At 45.0% G+C, this 22343-nt stretch carries 12 protein-coding genes, 2 tRNA genes and 3 rRNA genes; 6 read left to right on the top strand and 11 right to left on the bottom strand.

Annotated elements, in window-relative coordinates; genetic code table 11:
* Nucleotides 1–67: 67 nt before the first annotated feature.
* Entirely contained in the window at nucleotides 68–1648 is a 1581-nt protein-coding gene (locus C3F22_RS15745; RefSeq protein WP_104426943.1) for a TerC family protein, read from the bottom strand.
* A 323-nt stretch (nucleotides 1649–1971) separates the two neighbouring features.
* Here C3F22_RS15745 and C3F22_RS15740 point away from each other — a divergent pair, with 323 nt between their 5' ends.
* Complete coding sequence (locus tag C3F22_RS15740) at nucleotides 1972–2592, top strand: TIGR00730 family Rossman fold protein (protein ID WP_004787380.1); 621 nt, start codon at nucleotides 1972–1974, stop codon at nucleotides 2590–2592.
* Nucleotides 2593–2681: 89 nt separating this feature from the next.
* On the opposite strand, the gene C3F22_RS15735 is transcribed toward C3F22_RS15740, so the two are convergent.
* Nucleotides 2682–3647 (bottom strand): hypothetical protein, encoded by a 966-nt coding sequence (locus C3F22_RS15735; RefSeq protein WP_034169797.1) that lies wholly within the window; start codon nucleotides 3645–3647, stop codon nucleotides 2682–2684.
* Between the two features lie 352 nt (nucleotides 3648–3999).
* On the opposite strand from C3F22_RS15735, the gene mdtD reads away from it, so the two are divergent.
* From mdtD to C3F22_RS15710, 5 genes are all read left to right on the top strand, one after another.
* On the top strand, nucleotides 4000–5391 hold the full coding sequence (mdtD, locus tag C3F22_RS15730) for a multidrug transporter subunit MdtD (RefSeq protein ID WP_104426942.1): 1392 nt from the start codon (nucleotides 4000–4002) through the stop codon (nucleotides 5389–5391).
* 51 nt (nucleotides 5392–5442) lie between these two features.
* A complete protein-coding gene (locus C3F22_RS15725) occupies nucleotides 5443–6204 on the top strand; it encodes a GH25 family lysozyme (RefSeq protein ID WP_104426941.1) in 762 nt (253 codons plus the stop codon).
* Nucleotides 6205–6371: 167 nt separating this feature from the next.
* Entirely contained in the window at nucleotides 6372–7427 is a 1056-nt protein-coding gene (gene dinB, locus C3F22_RS15720) for a DNA polymerase IV (RefSeq protein ID WP_104426940.1), read from the top strand.
* 222 nt (nucleotides 7428–7649) lie between these two features.
* The gene (gene shiA, locus C3F22_RS15715; RefSeq protein WP_104426939.1) at nucleotides 7650–8945 is read left to right on the top strand and encodes a shikimate transporter; all 1296 of its coding nucleotides are present in this window, start codon (nucleotides 7650–7652) and stop codon (nucleotides 8943–8945) included.
* 4 nt (nucleotides 8946–8949) lie between these two features.
* Nucleotides 8950–9306, top strand: a complete 357-nt coding sequence (locus C3F22_RS15710; protein WP_104426938.1) for a RidA family protein — start codon at nucleotides 8950–8952, stop codon at nucleotides 9304–9306.
* Nucleotides 9307–9386: 80 nt separating this feature from the next.
* Here the strand turns inward: C3F22_RS15710 and C3F22_RS15705 are convergent, their stop codons facing one another.
* The 9 genes from C3F22_RS15705 to C3F22_RS15660 all read right to left on the bottom strand — a co-directional run bounded on the left by C3F22_RS15705 (nucleotide 9387) and on the right by C3F22_RS15660 (nucleotide 22325).
* Nucleotides 9387–9935: a DUF2726 domain-containing protein gene (locus C3F22_RS15705; RefSeq protein WP_104426937.1), complete on the bottom strand. Its 549-nt coding sequence runs from the start codon at nucleotides 9933–9935 to the stop codon at nucleotides 9387–9389.
* Between the two features lie 398 nt (nucleotides 9936–10333).
* Nucleotides 10334–12724, bottom strand: coding sequence for a YgiQ family radical SAM protein (locus tag C3F22_RS15700; RefSeq protein ID WP_104427036.1), 2391 nt, complete (start codon nucleotides 12722–12724; stop codon nucleotides 10334–10336).
* 143 nt (nucleotides 12725–12867) lie between these two features.
* Nucleotides 12868–14082 carry an MFS transporter gene (locus C3F22_RS15695; protein ID WP_005233431.1) on the bottom strand — a complete coding sequence of 405 codons (1215 nt, stop codon included), beginning with the start codon at nucleotides 14080–14082 and terminating at the stop codon, nucleotides 12868–12870.
* Between the two features lie 150 nt (nucleotides 14083–14232).
* Nucleotides 14233–14347 (bottom strand): 5S ribosomal RNA (gene rrf / locus C3F22_RS15690).
* A 202-nt stretch (nucleotides 14348–14549) separates the two neighbouring features.
* A 23S ribosomal RNA gene (locus tag C3F22_RS15685) occupies nucleotides 14550–17441 on the bottom strand.
* 404 nt (nucleotides 17442–17845) lie between these two features.
* A tRNA-Ala gene (locus tag C3F22_RS15680) sits at nucleotides 17846–17921 on the bottom strand.
* Between the two features lie 67 nt (nucleotides 17922–17988).
* A tRNA-Ile gene (locus C3F22_RS15675) sits at nucleotides 17989–18065 on the bottom strand.
* Between the two features lie 61 nt (nucleotides 18066–18126).
* Nucleotides 18127–19664, bottom strand: a 16S ribosomal RNA gene (locus tag C3F22_RS15670).
* Together the 16S, 23S and 5S rRNA genes with 2 tRNA genes alongside form the textbook arrangement of a ribosomal RNA operon.
* 594 nt (nucleotides 19665–20258) lie before the next feature.
* On the bottom strand, nucleotides 20259–22325 hold the full coding sequence (locus tag C3F22_RS15660; protein WP_104426936.1) for a TonB-dependent copper receptor: 2067 nt from the start codon (nucleotides 22323–22325) through the stop codon (nucleotides 20259–20261).
* Between the last annotated feature and the right edge of the window lie 18 nt (nucleotides 22326–22343).

Here is a 22343-nt window from a genome sequence, read left to right as displayed (position 1 = left end):
CATAAAAAATAGCCCGACAATGCGGGCTATTTTAGCAAAATTTTAGCTTTGCCCTTCGGGCGTTGAATTAGTCTTTCCGGTTCGCTGGGGCAATAATATGCACCTTATCAATCTTGTGGCCGTCCATAGTAACCACCTCAAAGATATAATCATCTGCTTCGAGCTTTTCGCCATTTTCCGGCAAGCGTCCCAGATGGAACAGGATATAACCCGACAAAGTTGAATATTCTTCCGTTTCATTGACCAGATCACGATCCAGAAGCAGTGACACATGGCGAATATCGGTTGAACCATCCAAAATCAGGCTGCCATCTTCCAGGCTCTCTACGGCTGCTTCTAGCTGATCTTCATCCGGGAATTCACCGGCAATCGCTTCCAATACATCAATCGGTGTCGCTACACCTTCAATGGAACCATATTCATTCAATACCAGGGCCATTTGTAGCGGTGCCTGACGTAGCTGATCCATGACCATCAAGACCTGAGCATTTTCATGCACAATCACTGGTTCACGCAGATGTTTTTCGAAGTCCAAAATACCTGTTTCGATATATTCATTCAGGACTTTATGGGTTAGCACGACCCCAGCAATATTGTCCAGTTCACCACGCGCCACAATCAAACGTGAATGACTCATATGCAATAACTGCTCTTTGATGCTGGCATGATCATCTTCCAGATCAATCCATTCCAGTTCAGGACGTGGTGTCATCACCGATTTTACCGGACGTTCTGATAGACCTAGTACGCCCTGCACCATGACGCTATGGTAGACCCCACTTTCGTCGTCATCAAAGACTTCATCAGCAAAGGCACGGGTCGCCAGTACGTCTTCCGGCTCAGAAGAATCATTGTCCTGAGCCGGTTTCCCGCCCAGCATACGCATTACGGCAGACGCAGTACGGTAACGCATATCAGTCGTGGTGACCATTTTTTCCTGATTGCGTTTCATGGTCTGGTTAATGAACTCGACAATTACCGAGAAACCAATCGCGGCATATAGATAGCCTTTTGGAATATGGAAACCGAAGCCTTCAACCACTAGCGAAAAACCAATCATCATCAGGAAGCCCAGACAGAGAATCACTACTGTCGGGTGTTTGTTGACAAAATCCATGAGGGCTTTAGAAGCCCACAACATGATACCGACTGCGATAATCACCGCGATCATCATCACAGACAGGTCTTTAACCATGCCAACCGCAGTAATCACACTATCGAGCGAGAACACGGCGTCCAGTACCACGATCTGCACAATCACCATCCAGAACACCGCCTGAACCGGATTTTCTTCCTTGGTCACAGGTTTGGCTTCCAGACGCTCATGCAATTCCATGGTGCCTTTAAACAGCAGGAATACACCACCGAATAATAAGATCAGGTCGCGTCCTGAAAATGGATGCTCAAAGATATGGAATAGCGGTTCGGTAAGCGTTACGACCCAGGCAATCGATGCCAGTAACACCAGTCGCATTAACAGGGCTAAGCCCAGACCGGTAATACGCGCCGCATTACGCTGTTCGGGTGGAAGTTTTTCCGCCAGAATTGCAATAAAGACCAGGTTATCGATCCCGAGTACAATTTCAAGAACAATCAGTGTGAGTAAGCCAATCCAGGCAGAGGGATCTGACATCCATTCAAAAATCATCGCATCTGCTCCTCTAACCGAGGAGAAAGGCAAGTATTTGCATGATGAGATACAGGTTGATACCCGACTTGAATTAAAGACTTGATAATGTGACGTTTTATTAAATTAAAGCGCCAACTTCGACTACCCATGTGAGTTCTATTGTAGTAAGACAGACTTTCAGTATATCAAGAACAGCATGAAATTCACCTGTTTTCATCCGGGATTATGGATGAATTTGAATGAAAGATTTTGTCCTAAAATGAGGCCGACTCATGGAATTGTCATATTTGTTAACTAAGTTATAGTAAGTAGATAAAAAAATGATAAGGTGAAAAAAATAAATGCAAAGTGTAATGAAAATGACCGATTATTTTAATGATAACTCCCCAAAAACAACACGCCCGCTAGTGGCTTTATACTGTGGCTCTCGTGCCGGCAACAAACCGATTTATCTTGAAAAAGCGATTCAACTTTCTCAAGGTCTGGCCGAACATGGTTTTGGTCTGGTCTATGGCGGCGCCAGTATTGGTCTGATGGGTCAGGTGGCAGACACCATGATTCAGCATGGTGGTGAAGCGGTGGGGGTGATTCCGGAATTTATGCTGGATTATGAGATTGCTCATCCTCAACTCACAGAACTGCATATTGTCACCAGCATGCATCAGCGTAAAGCCATGATGGCAGACCGGGCCTGTGCCTTTGTCGCCTTGCCGGGTGGTTTGGGCACTTTTGAAGAAATTCTGGAAATTGCGACCTGGGGTCAGCTAAATCAGCATCAAAAACCGATGATGCTGTATAACGTCAATGGTTTTTATAATCCACTGATTGCCCAGCTTGATCTTGCCGTGCAGGAAGGATTCTTGCCGCCCCAGCATCGGGCTAAACTGATTGTCTGTGAGCATGCAGATCAGATTTATACCACCTTGCTGAATCTGGATGCTCCGCAACGTTTTGTGGTTTAAATTTTCTCGTCTGCTTTAGATAACAATTTTTTAAAGCCATAAAAAAGCGAGCTTGATGCTCGCTTTTTTCATTTATACATGCAAAAACATTAACCTGAAATCGTGTGATAGAACCAAGGCAAAGTCGTCGCCAAGAACACACTAATGGCTAGGCCAAACATCAGTTTCATCGCATCTTTGCTGACATTCCGTGAAGTACGGTGTTTATTGACTTCGGTCACCAGCATCGAAATCGCAAATTCACGACCAGCCAGTAACCCCAAGAATACCCAAGTGGTACTCATCGGGATGTTACTCCACTCTTTGAACACCAGCAGAATCAGCGCATAGATAAAGTCGATAATCGTAGCAGAACGGACATCGGTGACCCCAGTCTTGGTATCGACAATATTCTGGATAGCTCCACCACGTTGGTAAAGAATCATGCCCAGCAGGATGACAAAGACAGAAATGGCAAAGATCAGGAACTCAAACGGCACCTGACGCGGCACATACACAAAGATATTGGCCAGATCCTGGATTAGCCACTGGCTCCACAGAAATGCCGTAGATAACCATTGCAAGGCCATCCACATTGGGGAGTGTTGCTGATCACGGGTTTCACTGAAATAGACCGCGAGTTTTTTCATGACCAGACGATAGATCACAATCGCCACAAAGAAAGCGACGGCGTAGCCCATCATTGACTTGGTCAGCATGGAACCCAGACTGCTCGGGGAGAAGATCGTGAGCACCAAGAAAGTAGTACTCACCGGAATACCATATTTGGTCAAAATGATCAGTAAAAGGGGTGGTACCACATATAGCCAGGTGACCCCATCTTCAGGAAAAGGAATGGTTTCCAGACGTCCATAAGAAGCATCCCCTACTCCAGAGGCAAACCAGCCATAAATTAACACCACAACCAGAATAGTACTGATGTAAATCCAGAGTACCCACCATGGGCGATGTGAGTTCGATGAAATAAATGTTCCTAATGTTTGCGGAACATCATTCCCCACGATGGAATAGGCGGCCAGACAGAAGCCAACTACCATCAGAATCTCGATGGTCATAAGTACAAAACCTTTTACTAGACAGTTCCCAGTACAGCAGTTCTGGAAGTTTGCCCCAGATTATGACGGTTTTATTTCATTTTTATGACATTTCTGTCATATTTTTTTGTAGCCGGCTCCTTACAAAGAAGCTTGAAGTGTTCCAAAAATGACCTATTTATGAATCCGTATAAGTTTGAGATGTTCACAGTATAGAAATATATCTTTTACCCTTTCTCTTCAATAACTGAAATCAGGCTGTGAATTCATTAGCATTTTGTCTACACGACTCCTATTCACAATCGTTTTTATTTCAGTCACACTGCTGCATAGATTTCTTTAAACTATTCAAAATATATGATTTTTTAAATCCATGAATGTCACGCCTACGCATCAATCCCTACAACCTGAATTCAGACTGCTGGTCTTGCTGGTATCGATTGGCTTTTTCATGCAGGGCCTCGATACCACGATTATCAATACGGCCTTACCTGCGATTGCCAGGAATCTGCAGGAAGATCCGCTACGGATGCATAGTGTAGTGGTGGTCTATGTGCTCTCTGTGGCGGCCTGTATTCCCTTGAGTGGCTGGCTGGCAGATCGCTTTGGAGTTCGGAATATCTATTTTGCAGCGATCATTATTTTTGCTCTGGCCTCACTCGGCTGTGCCTGGTCTGAGAATCTGAATGAACTGCTGGTTTATCGGGTATTTCAGGGTATTGGCGGTGCTTTGCTGCTCCCAGTCGGACGACTGGCCATGCTGAAAATTATTCCTCGTACCCAGTTTCTGTCTGCCATGAGCCTGATGAGTCTGGCTGGATTGATGGGCCCTCTGATCGGCCCGACCTTAGGTGGCTGGATGGTGGAGTACCTGTCCTGGCACTGGATTTTCCTGATCAATCTGCCGATTGGTCTGCTGGGTGCATTGATTACCTTTAAAGCTATGCCGAATATCACTGAACCGACGGTACAGCGTTTTGATTTTGGCGGTTTTATTCTGCTGGTCATTGCGATGATTGGTTTGTGTCTGGGGATTGAAAACTTTGCCAATCCACAATACCCCCTGTGGTGGAGCTTAAGTCTGGTCGGAAGTGGTCTGATTGCCTCACTCATCTATGCCTATCATTCACATACTCATCTGAACGCGCTTTTTCGTAGTAAATTATTTAAAAATAAGATCTATTCGATTGGCATTTTGGGTAATTTCTTTGCCCGGCTCGGCGGTAACTCGATTCCGTTTTTGCTGCCTTTAATGTTGCAGGTCGCTTTTGGTTTTGAACCTTTTATTACCGGTTTACTGATGATTCCAACCGTACTCGGTTCTTTAGCATCTAAACCGATTATTCGTAAAATCATTCAGCGTTTTGGTTATCACAGAGTCTTGTTGATCAATACTTTGCTGGTCGGTCTGTGTATCGCCAGTTTCGCCTTAACTACGGCGGAAACCCCAATCTGGCTAAGAGCCATTCATTTCTTTGTGTTCGGAATTCTGAATTCGCTGCAATTTGTCTCAATGAATACGCTGACTTTAAAAGATTTAAGCCAGCAGGATGCCAGCAGCGGCAACAGTTTCCTGTCGATGATCATGATGCTGTCGATGAGTATCGGGGTGGCACTGGCAGGTACGCTAGTGAATATGTTTAGTGCCTACTTCGGCCCTGAGCAGCTGGATAATGCCTTCCACGTTTCACTGCTCTGTCTGGGCTGTATTAACATTATTGCTGCCTATATTTTCTGGCATATCCCCAAAAACACGCCAGTCTAGGGCAGAATATATACTCGATATGAATATCCGTAAATCAGGCCACCACTCACAATGAAAGCAGCTCCCACCTCTAGCAACTGGAAAAAATACTCAGTGATTGCAGTCGGGCTGCTGATTACGCTTGTGGTGACGACTGTACTTTATCTGCTGGTTTTCAAACAGCCATCAGCGCATGCAGCAGATTATCCGATTCATGGTTTCGATGTTTCCCATCATCAGAAAGAAATAGACTGGAAGAAAATACCAAAACAGAAATATAAATTTGTCTATTTAAAATCTACAGAAGGCGGTGATTTTAAAGATACCAAGTTTCAGGAATACTGGCTGCAGGCCCGCGAACAGGGCTTTCTGGTCGGTGCTTATCATTTTTACCGGCTTTGCCGCGATGGCAATATTCAGGCTCAGAATTTTATAGAGTCGGTTCCGCGTAAAATGGATGCCCTGCCCCCTGTCATGGATCTGGAATATGACAGCAAATGCATCAATCACTATTCCAAAGAGCAGCTGCTCAAAGAAATCCGAATCATGCATGATGCCTTAAAACACCATTATGGCAAGCAGCCGATCTTCTATGTGTCCAAATCTTTTTATAACATTGTGCTGGCGGGAGAGTTTGCTGACGTACCGCTCTGGGTACGTGAATACCAGGGTTTGCCAGATTTAAAGGGTCAGCCTAAATGGACCTTCTGGCAGCATAGTAGTCAGGGTGAAATTCCCGGCATTGCCCGTACTGTGGATCTGAATGTGTTTTATGGCTCGGAGCAGGACTGGATCAAATTTTTACAGCAGAACAGTATTCCCACCCAAGATTAGCCCAAGCCTCCGGCCAAGAAATAAACCCTATTTCTCCCTGATTCAACCATGAAATGGATATTGAATCCTTTAGGCAGGATATGCTTCATATTGAATAATGCTTTAGCTTGTTTACTTATCAATCTGGTCTCTTCCCAATCCAACTAAAGCCGCTTAAGATACTGGATATGCGCAAAATTATTCATATCGATATGGATGCTTTCTACGCCTCGGTCGAGCTGCGTGAACGTCCGGAGCTAAAAACTTTGCCTGTGGTGATTGCCTCACATCATCCCCGGGCAGTAGTGGCGGCTGCCTCCTATCCGGCCCGCGAGTTCGGACTGCGTTCTGCCATGCCGATGACTCAAGCACGTAAGCTCTGTCCTCAGGTCATCGTGATTGAACCGGATTTTGCCAAATACCGTCAGGTCTCTGCGCAGATTCACCAAATTTTTCAAATTTATACTAAGGTCATCGAACCGCTTTCACTAGATGAAGCTTATCTGGATGTCACCGAAAATTTACAGCAGATTCCAAGTGCCACTGAAGTGGCACTGCGCATTCGTGAAGATATTTTTCAAATTACCGGACTAACCGCTTCTGCCGGCGTGGCGCCGAATAAATTTCTCGCAAAGATTGCCTCCGACTGGCATAAGCCGAATGGAATCTGTGTTATCAAACCTTCACAAGTACAGAGTTTTATTCAAGATCTTCCACTCAAGAAAATTCCCGGTGTAGGCAAAGTCACTCAAGAAAAACTAAAAAGTTTGAATCTGGAAACCTTGGGAGATTTACAGCAGATTGAAGAAGCAATCCTGATTCAACATTTTGGCAAATATGGACGGCGTCTTTTTCTTTATGCTCAAGGCATTGATGATCGGCCAGTCGAAGCTGAACGGGAACGCCAGCAGATTTCCAAGGAAACGACTTTCGATGATGATTTATATCTACCGCAATGCCAACCTTACTGGCAGCCATTAATTGTCCAGCTCTGGCAGAGTCTGGAAAAAAAGCAGCTCTCTGCCCGCGGGGTTACTGTGAAACTGAGAATGAAAAATTTTCAGACCATGCAGCATAGTAAAAGCTTCAGCCAGTTGCTGCGTAGCCCGCAAGAACTGGAGCAGGCTTTACACTTACTGCTTCAAGAGATGCATATTACTCCTCAACTGCAATTTCGGCTGATTGGGCTTGGCGTTTATCAGCTCGCTGCACGTGAAACAGAAACACAATTGCTGCTGCTTTAGGCCTATTTTGTACAAGTATTAGACGTTAGTTTAAAAATGCGGCAACTTTGTTTTTACATTTTGAATTTTTGGAGTACTCTATCTGCGCAATGCATTATCCATGTATGTGCTGAGATGCTGGAAATCACCTTTACTTTCAGCATACTGTCCTGTGATTGGCGTGACGATCAAATCCGAATATTACAGGGCAACTCTGATGTATCTCATGGAATCCCTCCCTGCATGTCCTCTGTAAATTCTTCTGTTATTCAAGAACGGCGCGCGCGTAAAGCGGCGTTATCCAGTTTTGTTGGTGCTGTTGTCGATTGGTATGATTTTCTCCTTTACGGCATTGTTGCAGCCTTAATTTTTAAAGACCAGTTTTTCCCAAGTATTGGGGCCAATATGGGCACCTTGGCGGCACTAGCGACCTTTGGTGTTGGCTTTCTGTTTCGCCCTCTAGGCGGTGTGGTATTTGGTCATTTCGGCGACAAGCTCGGCCGCAAGAAAATGCTGGTTCTGACTGTGGTCCTGATGGGGATTTCTACCGTCGGGATTGGTTTTTTACCTAATTTCGAAGCTATTGGCTGGTGGGCACCAGTTTTACTGGTGACACTGCGTGCCATTCAAGGCTTTGCAGTCGGCGGTGAATGGGGTGGTGCTGCCCTGATGGCGGTGGAAAATGCCCCTAAAGGGAAAAAAGCCTTTTATAGCAGTGGCGTTCAGGTCGGCTATGGCGTAGGTCTGGTACTGGCAACGGGCGCAGTATCCCTTATTATTGCTACACTGGGTGAAGAGGCTTTTGCTGAATGGGCGTGGCGTATTCCATTTATTGCCAGTATCGTGCTGATCGGAATTGCGATGTGGATTCGCCGTGATCAGGATGAATCCCAAGAATTCGTAGAGAAAGTGATTAAGGCAGATCATCATCCAGAAAAACTGCCGATCTTGCAGGCAATCAGCAAACATCCGAAAGCTTTCTTTTATATTATTGCCTTACGTTTGACCGAACTGCTGACCATGTATCTGGTCACCAACTTTGCCCTGAACTATTCCACCAACAACCTGAGCATGGACAAACAGTTCTTCCTGAATATCACCTTGATGGTTGGTGCGATCAGCTGTTTCAGTATTCCTTTCTTTGCCTGGCTCTCCGATAAAATCCAGCATAAAACCATGTGTGTCTGGGGTGGCCTGATCGGTGCACTGTCTGCCTTTCCGTTCTTTATGGCACTGGATGCACAAAATACCTGGATGATTATTGTTGGCGCCATTCTACTAGCCAATGTCGCGCATGACATGGTGGTCAGCGTGCATCAACCAATTTTTACCTCGCTATTTGGTACGGAATACCGCTATAGCGGTGCCGGAGTCGGTTATCAGGTCGCCAGTATTATTGGCGGTGGTTTTACCCCAATGATTGCAGCCTCCTTAGTGATTTGGGGTGATGGTTCATGGCATTATGTAGCCATCTATCTTGCGATAGGCTGCCTATTGACTGCATTAGTCGCAGCCTTGATGCCAAAAACCAAGGATTAAGCTGATGTCTGTTCAACGTTTGCATGTTTCACAACGCTTTTCTGAGATCGCCATTGCCGGCAATCTGGTTCATCTTGCCGGCCAGCTGGCGACAGATCTGGATCTGGATATCAAAGGTCAAACCCAGCAGACACTGGATATTATCGATCAGTTCCTGGCGGATGCCGGTACCGATAAAAGCCAGATCATGTCTGTGACGATTTATCTCAAAGATATTGAAAAAGATTATGTAACGTTTAATGAAGTCTGGGATGCCTGGGTATCGGATATTCAAGCCCTGCCCCGCACCTGTGTCGAAGCTAAACTGTATGATCCACGCGTGTTAGTGGAACTGACTGTCGTAGCCGTCAAAACTGAATAGACTTCTATTCAGGCCTAATTGCTACTCATCTAAAATAGAAAAAAGTATGCACTTGGCATACTTTTTTCATTTAGGTTCTATCAGCTTAATGCTTTGACTTTACGTCGTTCCAGATCTGAATAGAGATGATATTTTTTGAGATCATTCACAGCAGTAAATCTCTGGTCTTTACTGGAATGCTCCTGCTCACGCAGGAAATCTCCTCGTAACTGATAATATTCCGGTACATCTTCATAGCGAATGACCCGATAACCGGCCATAGTCAACAAGGCATCCTGAAATTGTGCCTGCTGTGGACGTTTTAAAATCACCGGATCATCGACGGCTACAATGGCAACAATCTGGTATTGCTGATCCAGAATCACAAAATCTGCAATCAGATCACGATACTTGTGCCGGGTACGGCCAAATTTAGTAGTAAGTAGTGCGTCATAAGAAACATGGGCCAGTACAATATAATCTGGCAACACTTCTTTCAGGCGTGTAAACGTCAGTTGTTCATTTGGATTAAAAATAGCGCGCTGTTTTAAGGCACTGTCTTGCGGTTTAGGGCTATTTCTTAGCTGCTTCCATGCCATGAGCACGACACAGAACACCAAGAAACTCCCTATAATCATATAGGTGGTCATGACTCAATCCTTGCATTCTTATAATCATTCTTGTTTTATTGTTATCCAGTATAAACCCATACTATTTTTAAAATTGCCCTGCTACCATTCTGTGTAGAGACCAATACAATTCGTAGCAAAACTTGATTGCCGGTTACTTAAAAACCGCTTTTTGCTATTTCAATAGAAATTAGGGTTAAATCCTTATACGCGACTGTAAAATAGTCTCCTGATAGATCGCAATATAAATCGGTTGAACTGTAAGACAATTCCGACAAAGTGTTATTTTTATATCATTTTTTAAAAATTTAAATCGACTAAAAATAAAATATTTTACATTTTAATTGAGAACCCGAAAGCTGCATCAATAAAGTCTGACCATAAAAAAAGACACCGAAGTGTCTTTTTTATCAGCTTAATCAAGCACGTGATTTTGGCTTTGATTTTCCTTTCGGTTTAGGGCCACCGAATGGCTTTTTCGCATCACCGGTTTCACGCGGTGGCAGACCGGTATGCTGGGTCAGAATCTGGCCTTTTTTCGGACGATTATTCTGAGCTTGGCCTCTATTACCTGGGTTACCGGTACGTTTCTGTGAATCGCCCGCAACCGTCGAGTTCTTCTTACGTGCAGACTGGTATTGCCCATCTGTACCTGCAGGTTGATAAGTCGGAATCAGATGCTGCTTCGAGTTACCAATCAGATCCTGACGCCCCATTTCCTTTAAAGCTTCACGCAATAAAGGCCAGTTGTTTGGATCGTGATAACGCAAGAAGGCTTTATGCAGACGACGACGTTTCTCACCTTTCACGATGTCCACATCTTCAGTATAACGCGCGACTTTCGCCAGCGGATTTTTACCGGTGTAGTACATGGTCGTTGCAGTCGCCATCGGTGACGGATAGAAGGTTTGTACCTGATCGGCACGGAAACCATTCTTTTTCAACCAGATCGCCAAATTCATCATGTCGTAATCCGTAGTTCCTGGATGCGCCGCGATGAAGTAAGGAATCAGATACTGTTCCTTACCGGCTTCCTTACTGAAACGGTCAAACATCTGTTTGAAGCGATCATACGTTCCGATGCCCGGTTTCATCATCTTCGATAATGGACCTTTCTCTGTATGCTCTGGCGCAATCTTTAGATAACCGCCGACGTGATGGGTGACCAGCTCTCTAACATATTCCGGGTTCAGTACAGCTAGGTCATAACGTAGACCTGAGCCGATCAAAATCTTTTTAATACCCGGTAAAGCACGTGCTTTACGATACAACTGAGTTAACGGTGCATGGTCAGTATGCAGGTTTTGACACACGCCCGGGAATACACAAGACGGCTTACGACAGTTCTTCTCAATCTCAGGATCTTTACAGGCTAAACGGTACATGTTGGCTGTTGGGCCACCCAAATCTGAAATAATGCCGGTGAAACCTGGAGCCGTATCACGAATTTTTTCAACTTCACGCAGGATTGATTCTTCAGAACGGTTCTGAATGATACGGCCTTCATGCTCGGTGATCGAACAGAAAGTACAGCCACCGAAACAGCCACGCATGATGTTCACCGAGAACTTGATCATGTCAAAGGCCGGGAAACGTGCATTACCGTAAGATGGATGTGGCAGACGTGCATAAGGCAGGTCAAACACATAGTCCATCTCTTCAGTTGTCAGTGGAATCGGTGGCGGGTTGATCCAGACATCACGTTCACCATGTTTTTGTACCAGTGCACGCGCGTTCCCTGGGTTAGTTTCCAGATGCAGAATACGGTTGGCATGCGCATACAGCACAGGATCATTCGCGACTTCTTCAAAAGAAGGCAAACGAATCACTGCTAATTCACGTGGTGGTAATTTATGTTTAATCGCTTTAGATGCCGGTTGTAGCTGCACGATTTGCGTATCTGGGTCCAGGTTATCCCCTTCACGCACGATTGGATTCGCTACGATTTCTTTCTGGAAATTCTGGTATTGGCTTAAGCTGTTGCCTTTATCTTTTTCGATTTCACAGCCGTCAATATCTTCGCTCATTACATATGGATTGATGATCGGATCAACACGGCCAATAGTATCGACATCATTGGATGCAATTTCGACAAACTGGGCTTTCGCAGCTCGGTTATGTTTATTAATAATGAATGCAGTACCACGGACATCGGTAATCTGATGAATCTTTTCACCTTTAGCCAGGCGATGCATGATTTCAATGATCGAGCGTTCGCCATTACCGTACATCAACAGATCTGCTTTAGAATCCATCAGAATCGAACGACGAACTTTATCTGACCAGTAATCATAATGCGCGATACGACGCAATGAACCTTCAATCCCACCAAGCAATACCGGCACATCCGGAAAAGCTTCACGACAACGTTGGCAATAGACGGTTGCTGCGCGGTCTGGACGTTTATTCGGCTGGTTATCTGGAGAATAGGCATCATCTGAACGAATCTTACGATCTGCCGTATAACGGTTAATCATCGAGTCCATATTACCGGCAGAAACACCCCAGGCAATATTCGGCTTACCGAGTACACGGAAGGCTTCTACATTGGTCCAGTCTGGCTGGGCAATAATCCCGACGCGGAAACCTTGTGCTTCGAGCACACGTCCAATAATCCCGGTCACAAATGACGGATGGTCAATATAGGCATCACCGCAGACAAAAATAAAGTCACAGCTGTCCCAACCGAGTTGGTCCATTTCCTCGCGTGACATCGGCAAAAAAGGCGCGGGTTCAAAACATGACGCCCAATATTTGTCGTAATCAAACAACGCTTTAGGCGCAGTCTGAGCGGTATAAGCAGTAGACATGGCTAGCAATTCTCGGCTGGCAGATGGAAGATCAGGAAAGTGATCAAAGATGAAAGCCGAGTATTTTAGCATGAATTCAGCTTAGGTTGCTTGATTATAATTTATACGAAAACAGCTTTAAGACCTTTATTAGGAATATATACTTATCCTGATTTTGAAGAATCATTTATAGGTTTTAAACGCTGTGCCATCAACAAGCCTAATCCTAAAATAATAGCGATAAATACACTTAGTCCTAACCATCCGGCATTTTCCCAGACTAGTCCACTCGAACTTCCAAGTAAGCTTGAACCGAGGTAGTAACAGAACAAATAAAGGGACGAACCTACCGCACGATACTGTAAGGATTGCACCGATACCCAGCTACTGGCAGTTGAATGAGCCGCAAAAAAGGAAAAGGTAAAAATCAGCAAACCAATAAAAACCAAAGCCAAGTTATCAATCAACATTAAGGCTAAGCCGAACAGCATGGTACAAAGCATGGCGGCAAGCACCTTATAACGTCCAAACTTTCTGCTCCAAGCTGCGGCTCGTGGAGAGCTATAAATTCCGGCCAGATAAGTAATCGAAATCAACCCTATCCAGACATGAGACAGTTCAAATGGTGGTTGAATCAAACGATAACTTAAATAGTTAAATACCGACACAAAGCCCCCCATCAGGATAAAGCCCTGTAAAAACAGAATTCTTAATTTAGGATCACTCAGATTCTGCTGAAATGCTCTGATAAAACGACTGAATTGTATTGGATAAGCTTTAAAATGCCTGGACTTCGGTAATAGAAAATAAAAAGTTGTCGCGATACATAGATTCAGCAATCCAATAATCAAAGTCGCGGATTGCCAGGAAATAAAATCGACCAATGTTCCAGCAATCAATCGACCACTCATACCACCAATCGCAGTCCCGGAAATATACAGTCCCATGGCAAAGCCCACATCCTGCTCCGCCACTTCCTCTCCGATATAAGTCATCGCCACGGCTGCCACGCCACTGACCGTGAGACCTATTAACACTCGTGTTGTTAAAAATATAGACCAGATAGGTAATAAAGCACTGAGTAATAATAAGACTGATACAGAGAATAAAGACCAAACCATAATTGGTTTACGGCCAAAACGGTCTGAAATAAGTCCTGTAAAAATCAGGCCAATAGCTAAGGCAATGGTAGAGAAGGAAAGTGGAAAACTACTTTGTGTTGGAGAGATATGAAAATAATCCGCCAGAATCGGCATCATTGGCTGGACACAATACAGCGATGAGAAAATCGCAAAACCCGCCAGAAATAAGGAGAATAAAATAGCTTTAAAAGCAGATGAACCATATTCGATATGGCTTGAAGATGAATTTGAGGACATATCCGCTCCTTAGACCGGTTCAGTATAAGCCTCCCAAGTTTATTTTTATGTGATATTTTAGTCGAAATAGCACATAAATAACATTTATTTGACTAAATCCTTCCCATAAAAAAAAGCCCCCTGCGTGAGCAGAGGGCTTTTGGAATAATGAGCTGGCGATGACTTACTCTCACATGGGAGACCCCACACTACCATCAGCGCTAAGAGGTTTCACTTCTGAGTTCGGGAAGGGATCAGGTGGTTCACTCTTGCTATGGTCGCCAGCACAACTGGTATGCTTACTCGCTATGGTCTTATCTACGTTGCTTGCGCTTCGTTTGCCTAGCTTTCTTCAAATAGAGTTCATTAACAGATGTATCCGAGTCGCAGTAGTTTGTTCGATTAGCTTAACTAAATCAAGGCTTCGTCTGATCGTTAGATCAATATAAAATCAATTGATGCTTTATATACAACTGCTTGGGTGTTGTATAGTCAAGCCTCACGAGCAATTAGTATTGGTCAGCTTCACATATCGCTATGCTTCCACATCCAACCTATCAACGTCGTAGTCTTCAACGGCTCTTTAGGAGACATAAAGTCTCGGGGAAATCTTATCTTGAGGTAGGCTTCCCGCTTAGATGCTTTCAGCGGTTATCCCTTCCGAACATAGCTACCCGGCGATGCGACTGGCGTCACAACCGGTACACCAGAGGTTCGTCCACTCTGGTCCTCTCGTACTAGGAGCAGATCCTCTCAAATTTCCAGCGCCCACGGTAGATAGGGACCGAACTGTCTCACGACGTTCTAAACCCAGCTCGCGTACCTCTTTAAATGGCGAACAGCCATACCCTTGGGACCTGCTTCAGCCCCAGGATGAGATGAGCCGACATCGAGGTGCCAAACACCGCCGTCGATATGAACTCTTGGGCGGTATCAGCCTGTTATCCCCAGAGTACCTTTTATCCGTTGAGCGATGGCCCTTCCATACAGAACCACCGGATCACTAAGACCTACTTTCGTACCTGCTCGACTTGTGGGTCTCGCAGTTAAGCGCGCTTTTGCCTTTATACTCTACGCGTGATTTCCGACCACGCTGAGCGCACCTTCGTACTCCTCCGTTACTCTTTAGGAGGAGACCGCCCCAGTCAAACTACCCACCAGACATGGTCCTCGCTCCCGATCAGGGAGCAGAGTTAGAACCTCAATATTACCAGGGTGGTATTTCAAGGACGGCTCCATGGCAACTAGCGTCACCACTTCAAAGCCTCCCACCTATCCTACACAAGTAAGATCAAAGTTCAATGTCAAGCTGCAGTAAAGGTTCACGGGGTCTTTCCGTCTAGCCGCGGGTACACCGCATCTTCACGGCGAATTCGATTTCACTGAGCCTCTGCTGGAGACAGCGCCGCCATCATTATGCCATTCGTGCAGGTCGGAACTTACCCGACAAGGAATTTCGCTACCTTAGGACCGTTATAGTTACGGCCGCCGTTTACTGGGGCTTCGATCAAGAGCTTCGCTTACGCTAACCCCATCAATTAACCTTCCAGCACCGGGCAGGCATCACACCCTATACGTCCACTTTCGTGTTTGCAGAGTGCTATGTTTTTAATAAACAGTTGCAGCGGCCTGGTTTCTGAGGCTGCCAACAGCTCAAGGAGCAAGTCCTATCACCGCCGGCAGCGTACCTTCTCCCGAAGTTACGGTACCATTTTGCCTAGTTCCTTCAGCAGAGTTCTCTCAAGCGCTTTGGTCTACTCGACCTGACCACCTGTGTCGGTTTCGGGTACGATTCCAGTGTAACTGAAGCTTAGAGACTTTTCCTGGAAGTATGGTATCAGCCACTTCACCAGTAAACTGGCTTGCTATCAACTCTCAGCATAGAGCACCCCGGATTTGCCTAAGATGCATGCCTACTGTCTTCCACCTGGACAACCAACGCCAGGCTGACTTAACCTTCTCCGTCCTCTCATCGCATTACACTGAAGTATTGGAATATTAACCAATTTCCCATCGACTACGCCTCTCGGCCTCGCCTTAGGGGTCGACTCACCCAGCCCCGATTAACGTTGGACTGGAACCCTTGGTCTTTCAGCGAACGGGTTTTTCACCCGTTTTGTCGTTACTCACGTCAGCATTCGCACTTCTGATACCTCCAGCAGACTTCTCAATCCACCTTCATCGGCTTACAGAACGCTCCCCTACCACTTGCAATAAATTGCAAATCCGCAGCTTCGGTACATAGTTTTAGCCCCGTTACATCTTCCGCGCAGGCCGACTCGACTAGTGAGCTATTACGCTTTCTTTAAAGGGTGGCTGCTTCTAAGCCAACCTCCTAGCTGTCTATGCCTTCCCACATCGTTTCCCACTTAACTATGATTTAGGGACCTTAGCTGGCGGTCTGGATTGTTTTCCTCTTGACTACGGACGTTAGCACCCGCAGTCTGTCTCCCGGATAGTACTCATTGGTATTCGGAGTTTGCATCGGTTTGGTAAGTCGGGATGACCCCCTAGCCGAAACAGTGCTCTACCCCCAATGGTATTCGTCCGAGGCGCTACCTAAATAGCTTTCGGGGAGAACCAGCTATCACCGAGTTTGATTAGCCTTTCACCCCTATCCACAAGTCATCCCCTGGCTTTTCAACGACAGTGGGTTCGGTCCTCCAGTTAGTGTTACCCAACCTTCAACCTGCTCATGGATAGATCACCCGGTTTCGGGTCTATACCCAGCAACTATACGCCCTATTAAGACTCGATTTCTCTACGGCTCCCCTATTCGGTTAACCTCGCTACTGAATATAAGTCGCTGACCCATTATACAAAAGGTACGCAGTCACCACACAAAGTGGCTCCCACTGCTTGTATGCATGCGGTTTCAGGATCTATTTCACTCCCCTCACAGGGGTTCTTTTCGCCTTTCCCTCACGGTACTGGTTCACTATCGGTCAGTCAGGAGTATTTAGCCTTAGAGGATGGTCCCCCTATATTCAGACAAGGTTTCACGTGCCTCGCCCTACTCGACATCATCATATCAGCCCTTTCGTGTACAGGACTATCACCCACTATGGTTGCACTTCCCAGAGCATTCCACTAAAACTGATATGACTTAATGGGCTGTTCCCCTTTCGCTCGCCGCTACTGAGGGAATCTCAATTGATTTCTTTTCCTACGGATACTGAGATGTTTCACTTCTCCGCGTTCGCCTCATAAACCTATGTATTCAGTTTATGATACCGACCTTATAGCCGGTGGGTTTCCCCATTCAGACATCTCCGGATCACAGGATATTTGCCGCCTCCCCGGAGCTTTTCGCAGGCTATCACGTCTTTCTTCGCCTCTGACTGCCAAGGCATCCACCACATGCACTTAATTACTTGACTATACAACCCCAAACAGTCGTTTATCCCACAAGTAAGATAAGCAACAGATTGTGATGATCTCTCATCACTCTCATACAGTTGGCGTTTCGTAGATTTAACTACTGTACAGCTTCAATTAGATTCATATACCAAAACGCTTGATTCAGTTAATTTCGCTAGTTCTCATTCAATCACTTCAACAATCAATCTTGCGATCTCTTGTTTCCGCTTTTGTATGAGTATGAACAAATTATTTCAACTCAAATATATTCTGTTAATGATTTAATGCATCCTCGTCGGACTGCATTACTGTGATAAATCACAGAGCTTAATAACAATGCCGCGTATTATACGCAACTTAATCACTAAGCTCTATAAGCTATCAGTTCGTTTGCTTAATGTTTAACTCATTGCATCGCAATGAGTGGTGGAGACTAGGAGAGTCGAACTCCTGACCTCCTGCGTGCAAAGCAGGCGCTCTACCAACTAAGCTAAGTCCCCAGCTTATCAATAAGTCAATGTACCGTTCCGTTTCTGTTCGCTCTGCAATTGCTTGCTTCGTCAGTAGTGGTGGGTCTGACAAGACTTGAACTTGTGACCCCACGCTTATCAAGCGTGTGCTCTAACCAACTGAGCTACAGACCCTCAGATACATCGTCATGAAGAACAACTTGTTGTGGATTCTTACCAATCGTCAATCTTTCGTTAAGGAGGTGATCCAGCCGCAGGTTCCCCTACGGCTACCTTGTTACGACTTCACCCCAGTCATCGGCCACACCGTGGTAAGCGTCCTCCCTAAGGTTAGACTACCTACTTCTGGTGCAACAAACTCCCATGGTGTGACGGGCGGTGTGTACAAGGCCCGGGAACGTATTCACCGCGGCATTCTGATCCGCGATTACTAGCGATTCCGACTTCACGCAGTCGAGTTGCAGACTGCGATCCGGACTACGATCGGCTTTTTGAGATTAGCATCTGCTCGCGCAGTAGCAACCCTTTGTACCGACCATTGTAGCACGTGTGTAGCCCTGGCCGTAAGGGCCATGATGACTTGACGTCGTCCCCGCCTTCCTCCAGTTTGTCACTGGCAGTATCCTTAAAGTTCCCACCCGAAGTGCTGGCAAATAAGGAAAAGGGTTGCGCTCGTTGCGGGACTTAACCCAACATCTCACGACACGAGCTGACGACAGCCATGCAGCACCTGTATCAGAGTTCCCGAAGGCACCAATCCATCTCTGGAAAGTTCTCTGTATGTCAAGGCCAGGTAAGGTTCTTCGCGTTGCATCGAATTAAACCACATGCTCCACCGCTTGTGCGGGCCCCCGTCAATTCATTTGAGTTTTAGTCTTGCGACCGTACTCCCCAGGCGGTCTACTTATCGCGTTAGCTGCGCCACTAAAGCCTCAAGGGCCCCAACGGCTAGTAGACATCGTTTACGGCATGGACTACCAGGGTATCTAATCCTGTTTGCTCCCCATGCTTTCGCACCTCAGTGTCAGTATTAGGCCAGATGGCTGCCTTCGCCATCGGTATTCCTCCAGATCTCTACGCATTTCACCGCTACACCTGGAATTCTACCATCCTCTCCCATACTCTAGCTAACCAGTATCGAATGCAATTCCCAAGTTAAGCTCGGGGATTTCACATTTGACTTAATTAGCCACCTACGCGCGCTTTACGCCCAGTAAATCCGATTAACGCTTGCACCCTCTGTATTACCGCGGCTGCTGGCACAGAGTTAGCCGGTGCTTATTCTGCGAGTAACGTCCACTTATCCCAGGTATTAACCAGGTAAGCCTCCTCCTCGCTTAAAGTGCTTTACAACCAAAAGGCCTTCTTCACACACGCGGCATGGCTGGATCAGGGTTCCCCCCATTGTCCAATATTCCCCACTGCTGCCTCCCGTAGGAGTCTGGGCCGTGTCTCAGTCCCAGTGTGGCGGATCATCCTCTCAGACCCGCTACAGATCGTCGCCTTGGTAGGCCTTTACCCCACCAACTAGCTAATCCGACTTAGGCTCATCTATTAGCGCAAGGTCCGAAGATCCCCTGCTTTCTCCCGTAGGACGTATGCGGTATTAGCGTCCCTTTCGGAACGTTGTCCCCCACTAATAGGCAGATTCCTAAGCATTACTCACCCGTCCGCCGCTAGGAATCAGGTGCAAGCACCCTATCCCCGCTCGACTTGCATGTGTTAAGCCTGCCGCCAGCGTTCAATCTGAGCCATGATCAAACTCTTCAGTTAAAATCATTTCGAGTTTTATAAGTAAAACTCTTAAACTTGGCTCATCAATTTCCTGACTTAAATTTCGCTCAAATAAACTTCGAGTAATTCAAACCAATCAATCAATGAAAATAATTTCGATCAATCAACCAGTAAAAATCCACACAAGTTGTTCTTCATAATCTCTTAATGATCTTCTTGCTACTTCGTCAGTAGCAAGCTAGGTCGGCTATATTACTCTCTATCTCTAGAAAGTCAACCAGTAATGAAAATTATTTTTAAACTTATCAAATAAAACCCAACTTAACTATTTCATGCTAAGTTACTGTTTTATCAGAAGTTTTAATCTTCATCACCGCCGATGGATGTGCATTCTACAGCATTTCAGAGGGCTTGCAACACCTTTTTTAAAACATTTGAAACGTGTGTTTATTTTATAAACCACAATATTTATAAATAACTGTTTTATATATAAAAAATATTTTAATAAAAATATTCATTATTTTATTTAGAAATTGTCAAAATAATTAAATATTTGATTATTATTAACTTTATTAAATTAAAAAAGCAAAAAGCAGAACTTTTGTCCTGCTTTTTGTACTGAATCTAATCAGATTAGAACTTCATACTGATTCTTGCCCAATAATTTCGTCCCATATTATTGAATTGTTCATTGGCCGCCAGACCGACACCTGCATTTCCCATCTTATTCAAATGCTCCGTATAGGTTTTATCTAACACATTATCAATACCCACTGATAAATCGATGTCTTCTGCTAAATTATAGGTTCCATTTAGCGATAATGTGCTAAAACCTGCGCTTGGCTGTAGATCGTATCCAACAATATTACCTTCATTCTTACTAATACGGTTTTGACCATCCACTACACGCCACAATAACCCAACATTGTATTTGTCTTGAATATAGCGCAAGTTAACTCGTGCTTCTAATGGAGAGATTTGGGGTAGCGGCGTATTGTCAGTTGTATTCTCACCCCAAGCGTACATTGCACTAACATCTGCTTGAATAGCATCTGTAAAGTTATAACCAATACCTGCTTCCGCACCAGCAATAATGGCATCAACATTTCTTGAATCGACAGTATTTTGCTTAGCACTCATATGCATTGAATGCCCATGCCCACTTGATTGTGTTTGTGGATATACCATCAAAATATAATCGTTAATTAAGCCTGTATAAGCCGACACCCAAGAATTAAATGCACCGTGTTCATGCTGATAGCCTAAATCAAGCTGTAATGTTTTCTCTGTTTCTAATTTTTTGAAAGTATTTGCCGTTACACCTTTGTAATCGGTTTTAAACAATTCCCAATAATCTGGCACACGTTCTACGTAACCTAAACCGATATAAGTTTTACCATCATCATGGTTAGGGTGAGTATTTTCAAAACGGATAAATGCACTTGGCAAAAGTTCTGTACGGCTGTGTTGAGTTTTTAAAGCATCAATTTCAACACGATCAATACGCGCACCTGATACAACACGATTGTTTCCTTCCAATTGATAAGTTAATTCACCAAAAGCACCATAAGACTGAAACTCCATATCAGCTTTTAATGGCATATCCATGCTATTCGACTTCATACCACCAGCATGTTTATTGTGTTGAGAATCAAACCCCGTAATAAGTTGAGTCTTATCCCATTCACTTGTCATAGCTAAACGAGTATTGAGTGTACGGCGTGTTACCTGCATAGACATTGGATTATCCACCATTTGATGGTTGTCATCGTGTGTCTGAGGTACTTTTCTCAAACTATAATTATCCATAATATGGTCATTAAAATTATAGTTCACTTGCGCTTCAATTTTCTTAATTACATCTGTAATATTTTTCTTCTCAACACGCAAACCTAAGCTTTCTCGTGCAAACTGTGAACCATCCATGCCACGCCCTGCATAAACAGCTTCGCCATCAGCTTTTCCGCCTGTTAACTCAATCCATGTGTTTTCATCAGGTGTCCAACCTAATGCAATATCGGTATTCCATCTTTCCCAATCTGATGGAACTCTATTGTTATCACCATCCTTATAACTATCCGATACAGATCGGCTCGCATTTAAACGAATGTATTTTTTATCATCCCCCAATGCTGCTTCAACATTATGATCTAAACGACCATAAGAGCCCATAAGTACACTAGCTTGTCCACGGTAATTTTTATCTTCTGTAAAGCTTTCAGGATTACGTTCAAAAATAACTGTTGCAGCAGAACCTGTATTGGCATATTGAACCGTTTGCGGGCCTTTAATCACTGAAATACGATCATAACTTTCTGGAGAAATATATGAAGTGGGCGAATCCATCCGGCTTGGGCAGGCACCTAGATTTTCTGTGCCATCGGTCAAGATTTTAATACGTGAACCGAACATGCCACGAAAGGTCACATCGCTATTGGTACCTGCTCCGCTATTGACCGAACTAAAACCTACAATACTTTGCAGATAATCTGCACCATCGGTTGCTGGCACTGGCTGAATCGGCTGTTTTGGATCAGCACGAACAATCAGACCATTGGCATCATTACCGGCAGTTGAAGTCACCACAATCGGTGCCATGGTTTGTACTGGCATGGCTTCATTTGCCAGCACCATCGAAGAATAACAAGCAACACAAATCGCAGCCGCAAGGGGCTGTAAAGAAAATTTAGGCTGAGCCATTTTCTATCTCACTGAATA

The organism is Acinetobacter sp. ACNIH1, assembly GCF_002934695.1.
Classification (GTDB): Bacteria; Pseudomonadota; Gammaproteobacteria; order Pseudomonadales; family Moraxellaceae; genus Acinetobacter; species Acinetobacter variabilis.
The sequence above is the reverse complement of the archived record's forward strand: the minus strand, read 5'-3'. Positions and strand labels throughout refer to the sequence as shown.

Coding starts and splice junctions, on each gene's coding strand:
- shiA (WP_104426939.1), top strand. CDS start 7,650: ATGTCCTCTGTAAATTCTTCTGTTATTCAAGAACGGCGCGCGCGTAAA.
- mdtD (WP_104426942.1), top strand. CDS start 4,000: ATGAATGTCACGCCTACGCATCAATCCCTACAACCTGAATTCAGACTG.
- C3F22_RS15725 (WP_104426941.1), top strand. CDS start 5,443: ATGAAAGCAGCTCCCACCTCTAGCAACTGGAAAAAATACTCAGTGATT.
- C3F22_RS15695 (WP_005233431.1), bottom strand. CDS start 14,082: ATGTCCTCAAATTCATCTTCAAGCCATATCGAATATGGTTCATCTGCT.
- C3F22_RS15745 (WP_104426943.1), bottom strand. CDS start 1,648: ATGATTTTTGAATGGATGTCAGATCCCTCTGCCTGGATTGGCTTACTC.
- C3F22_RS15740 (WP_004787380.1), top strand. CDS start 1,972: ATGCAAAGTGTAATGAAAATGACCGATTATTTTAATGATAACTCCCCA.
- C3F22_RS15710 (WP_104426938.1), top strand. CDS start 8,950: ATGTCTGTTCAACGTTTGCATGTTTCACAACGCTTTTCTGAGATCGCC.
- C3F22_RS15735 (WP_034169797.1), bottom strand. CDS start 3,647: ATGACCATCGAGATTCTGATGGTAGTTGGCTTCTGTCTGGCCGCCTAT.
- C3F22_RS15705 (WP_104426937.1), bottom strand. CDS start 9,935: ATGACCACCTATATGATTATAGGGAGTTTCTTGGTGTTCTGTGTCGTG.
- dinB (WP_104426940.1), top strand. CDS start 6,372: ATGCGCAAAATTATTCATATCGATATGGATGCTTTCTACGCCTCGGTC.
- C3F22_RS15660 (WP_104426936.1), bottom strand. CDS start 22,325: ATGGCTCAGCCTAAATTTTCTTTACAGCCCCTTGCGGCTGCGATTTGT.
- C3F22_RS15700 (WP_104427036.1), bottom strand. CDS start 12,724: ATGTCTACTGCTTATACCGCTCAGACTGCGCCTAAAGCGTTGTTTGAT.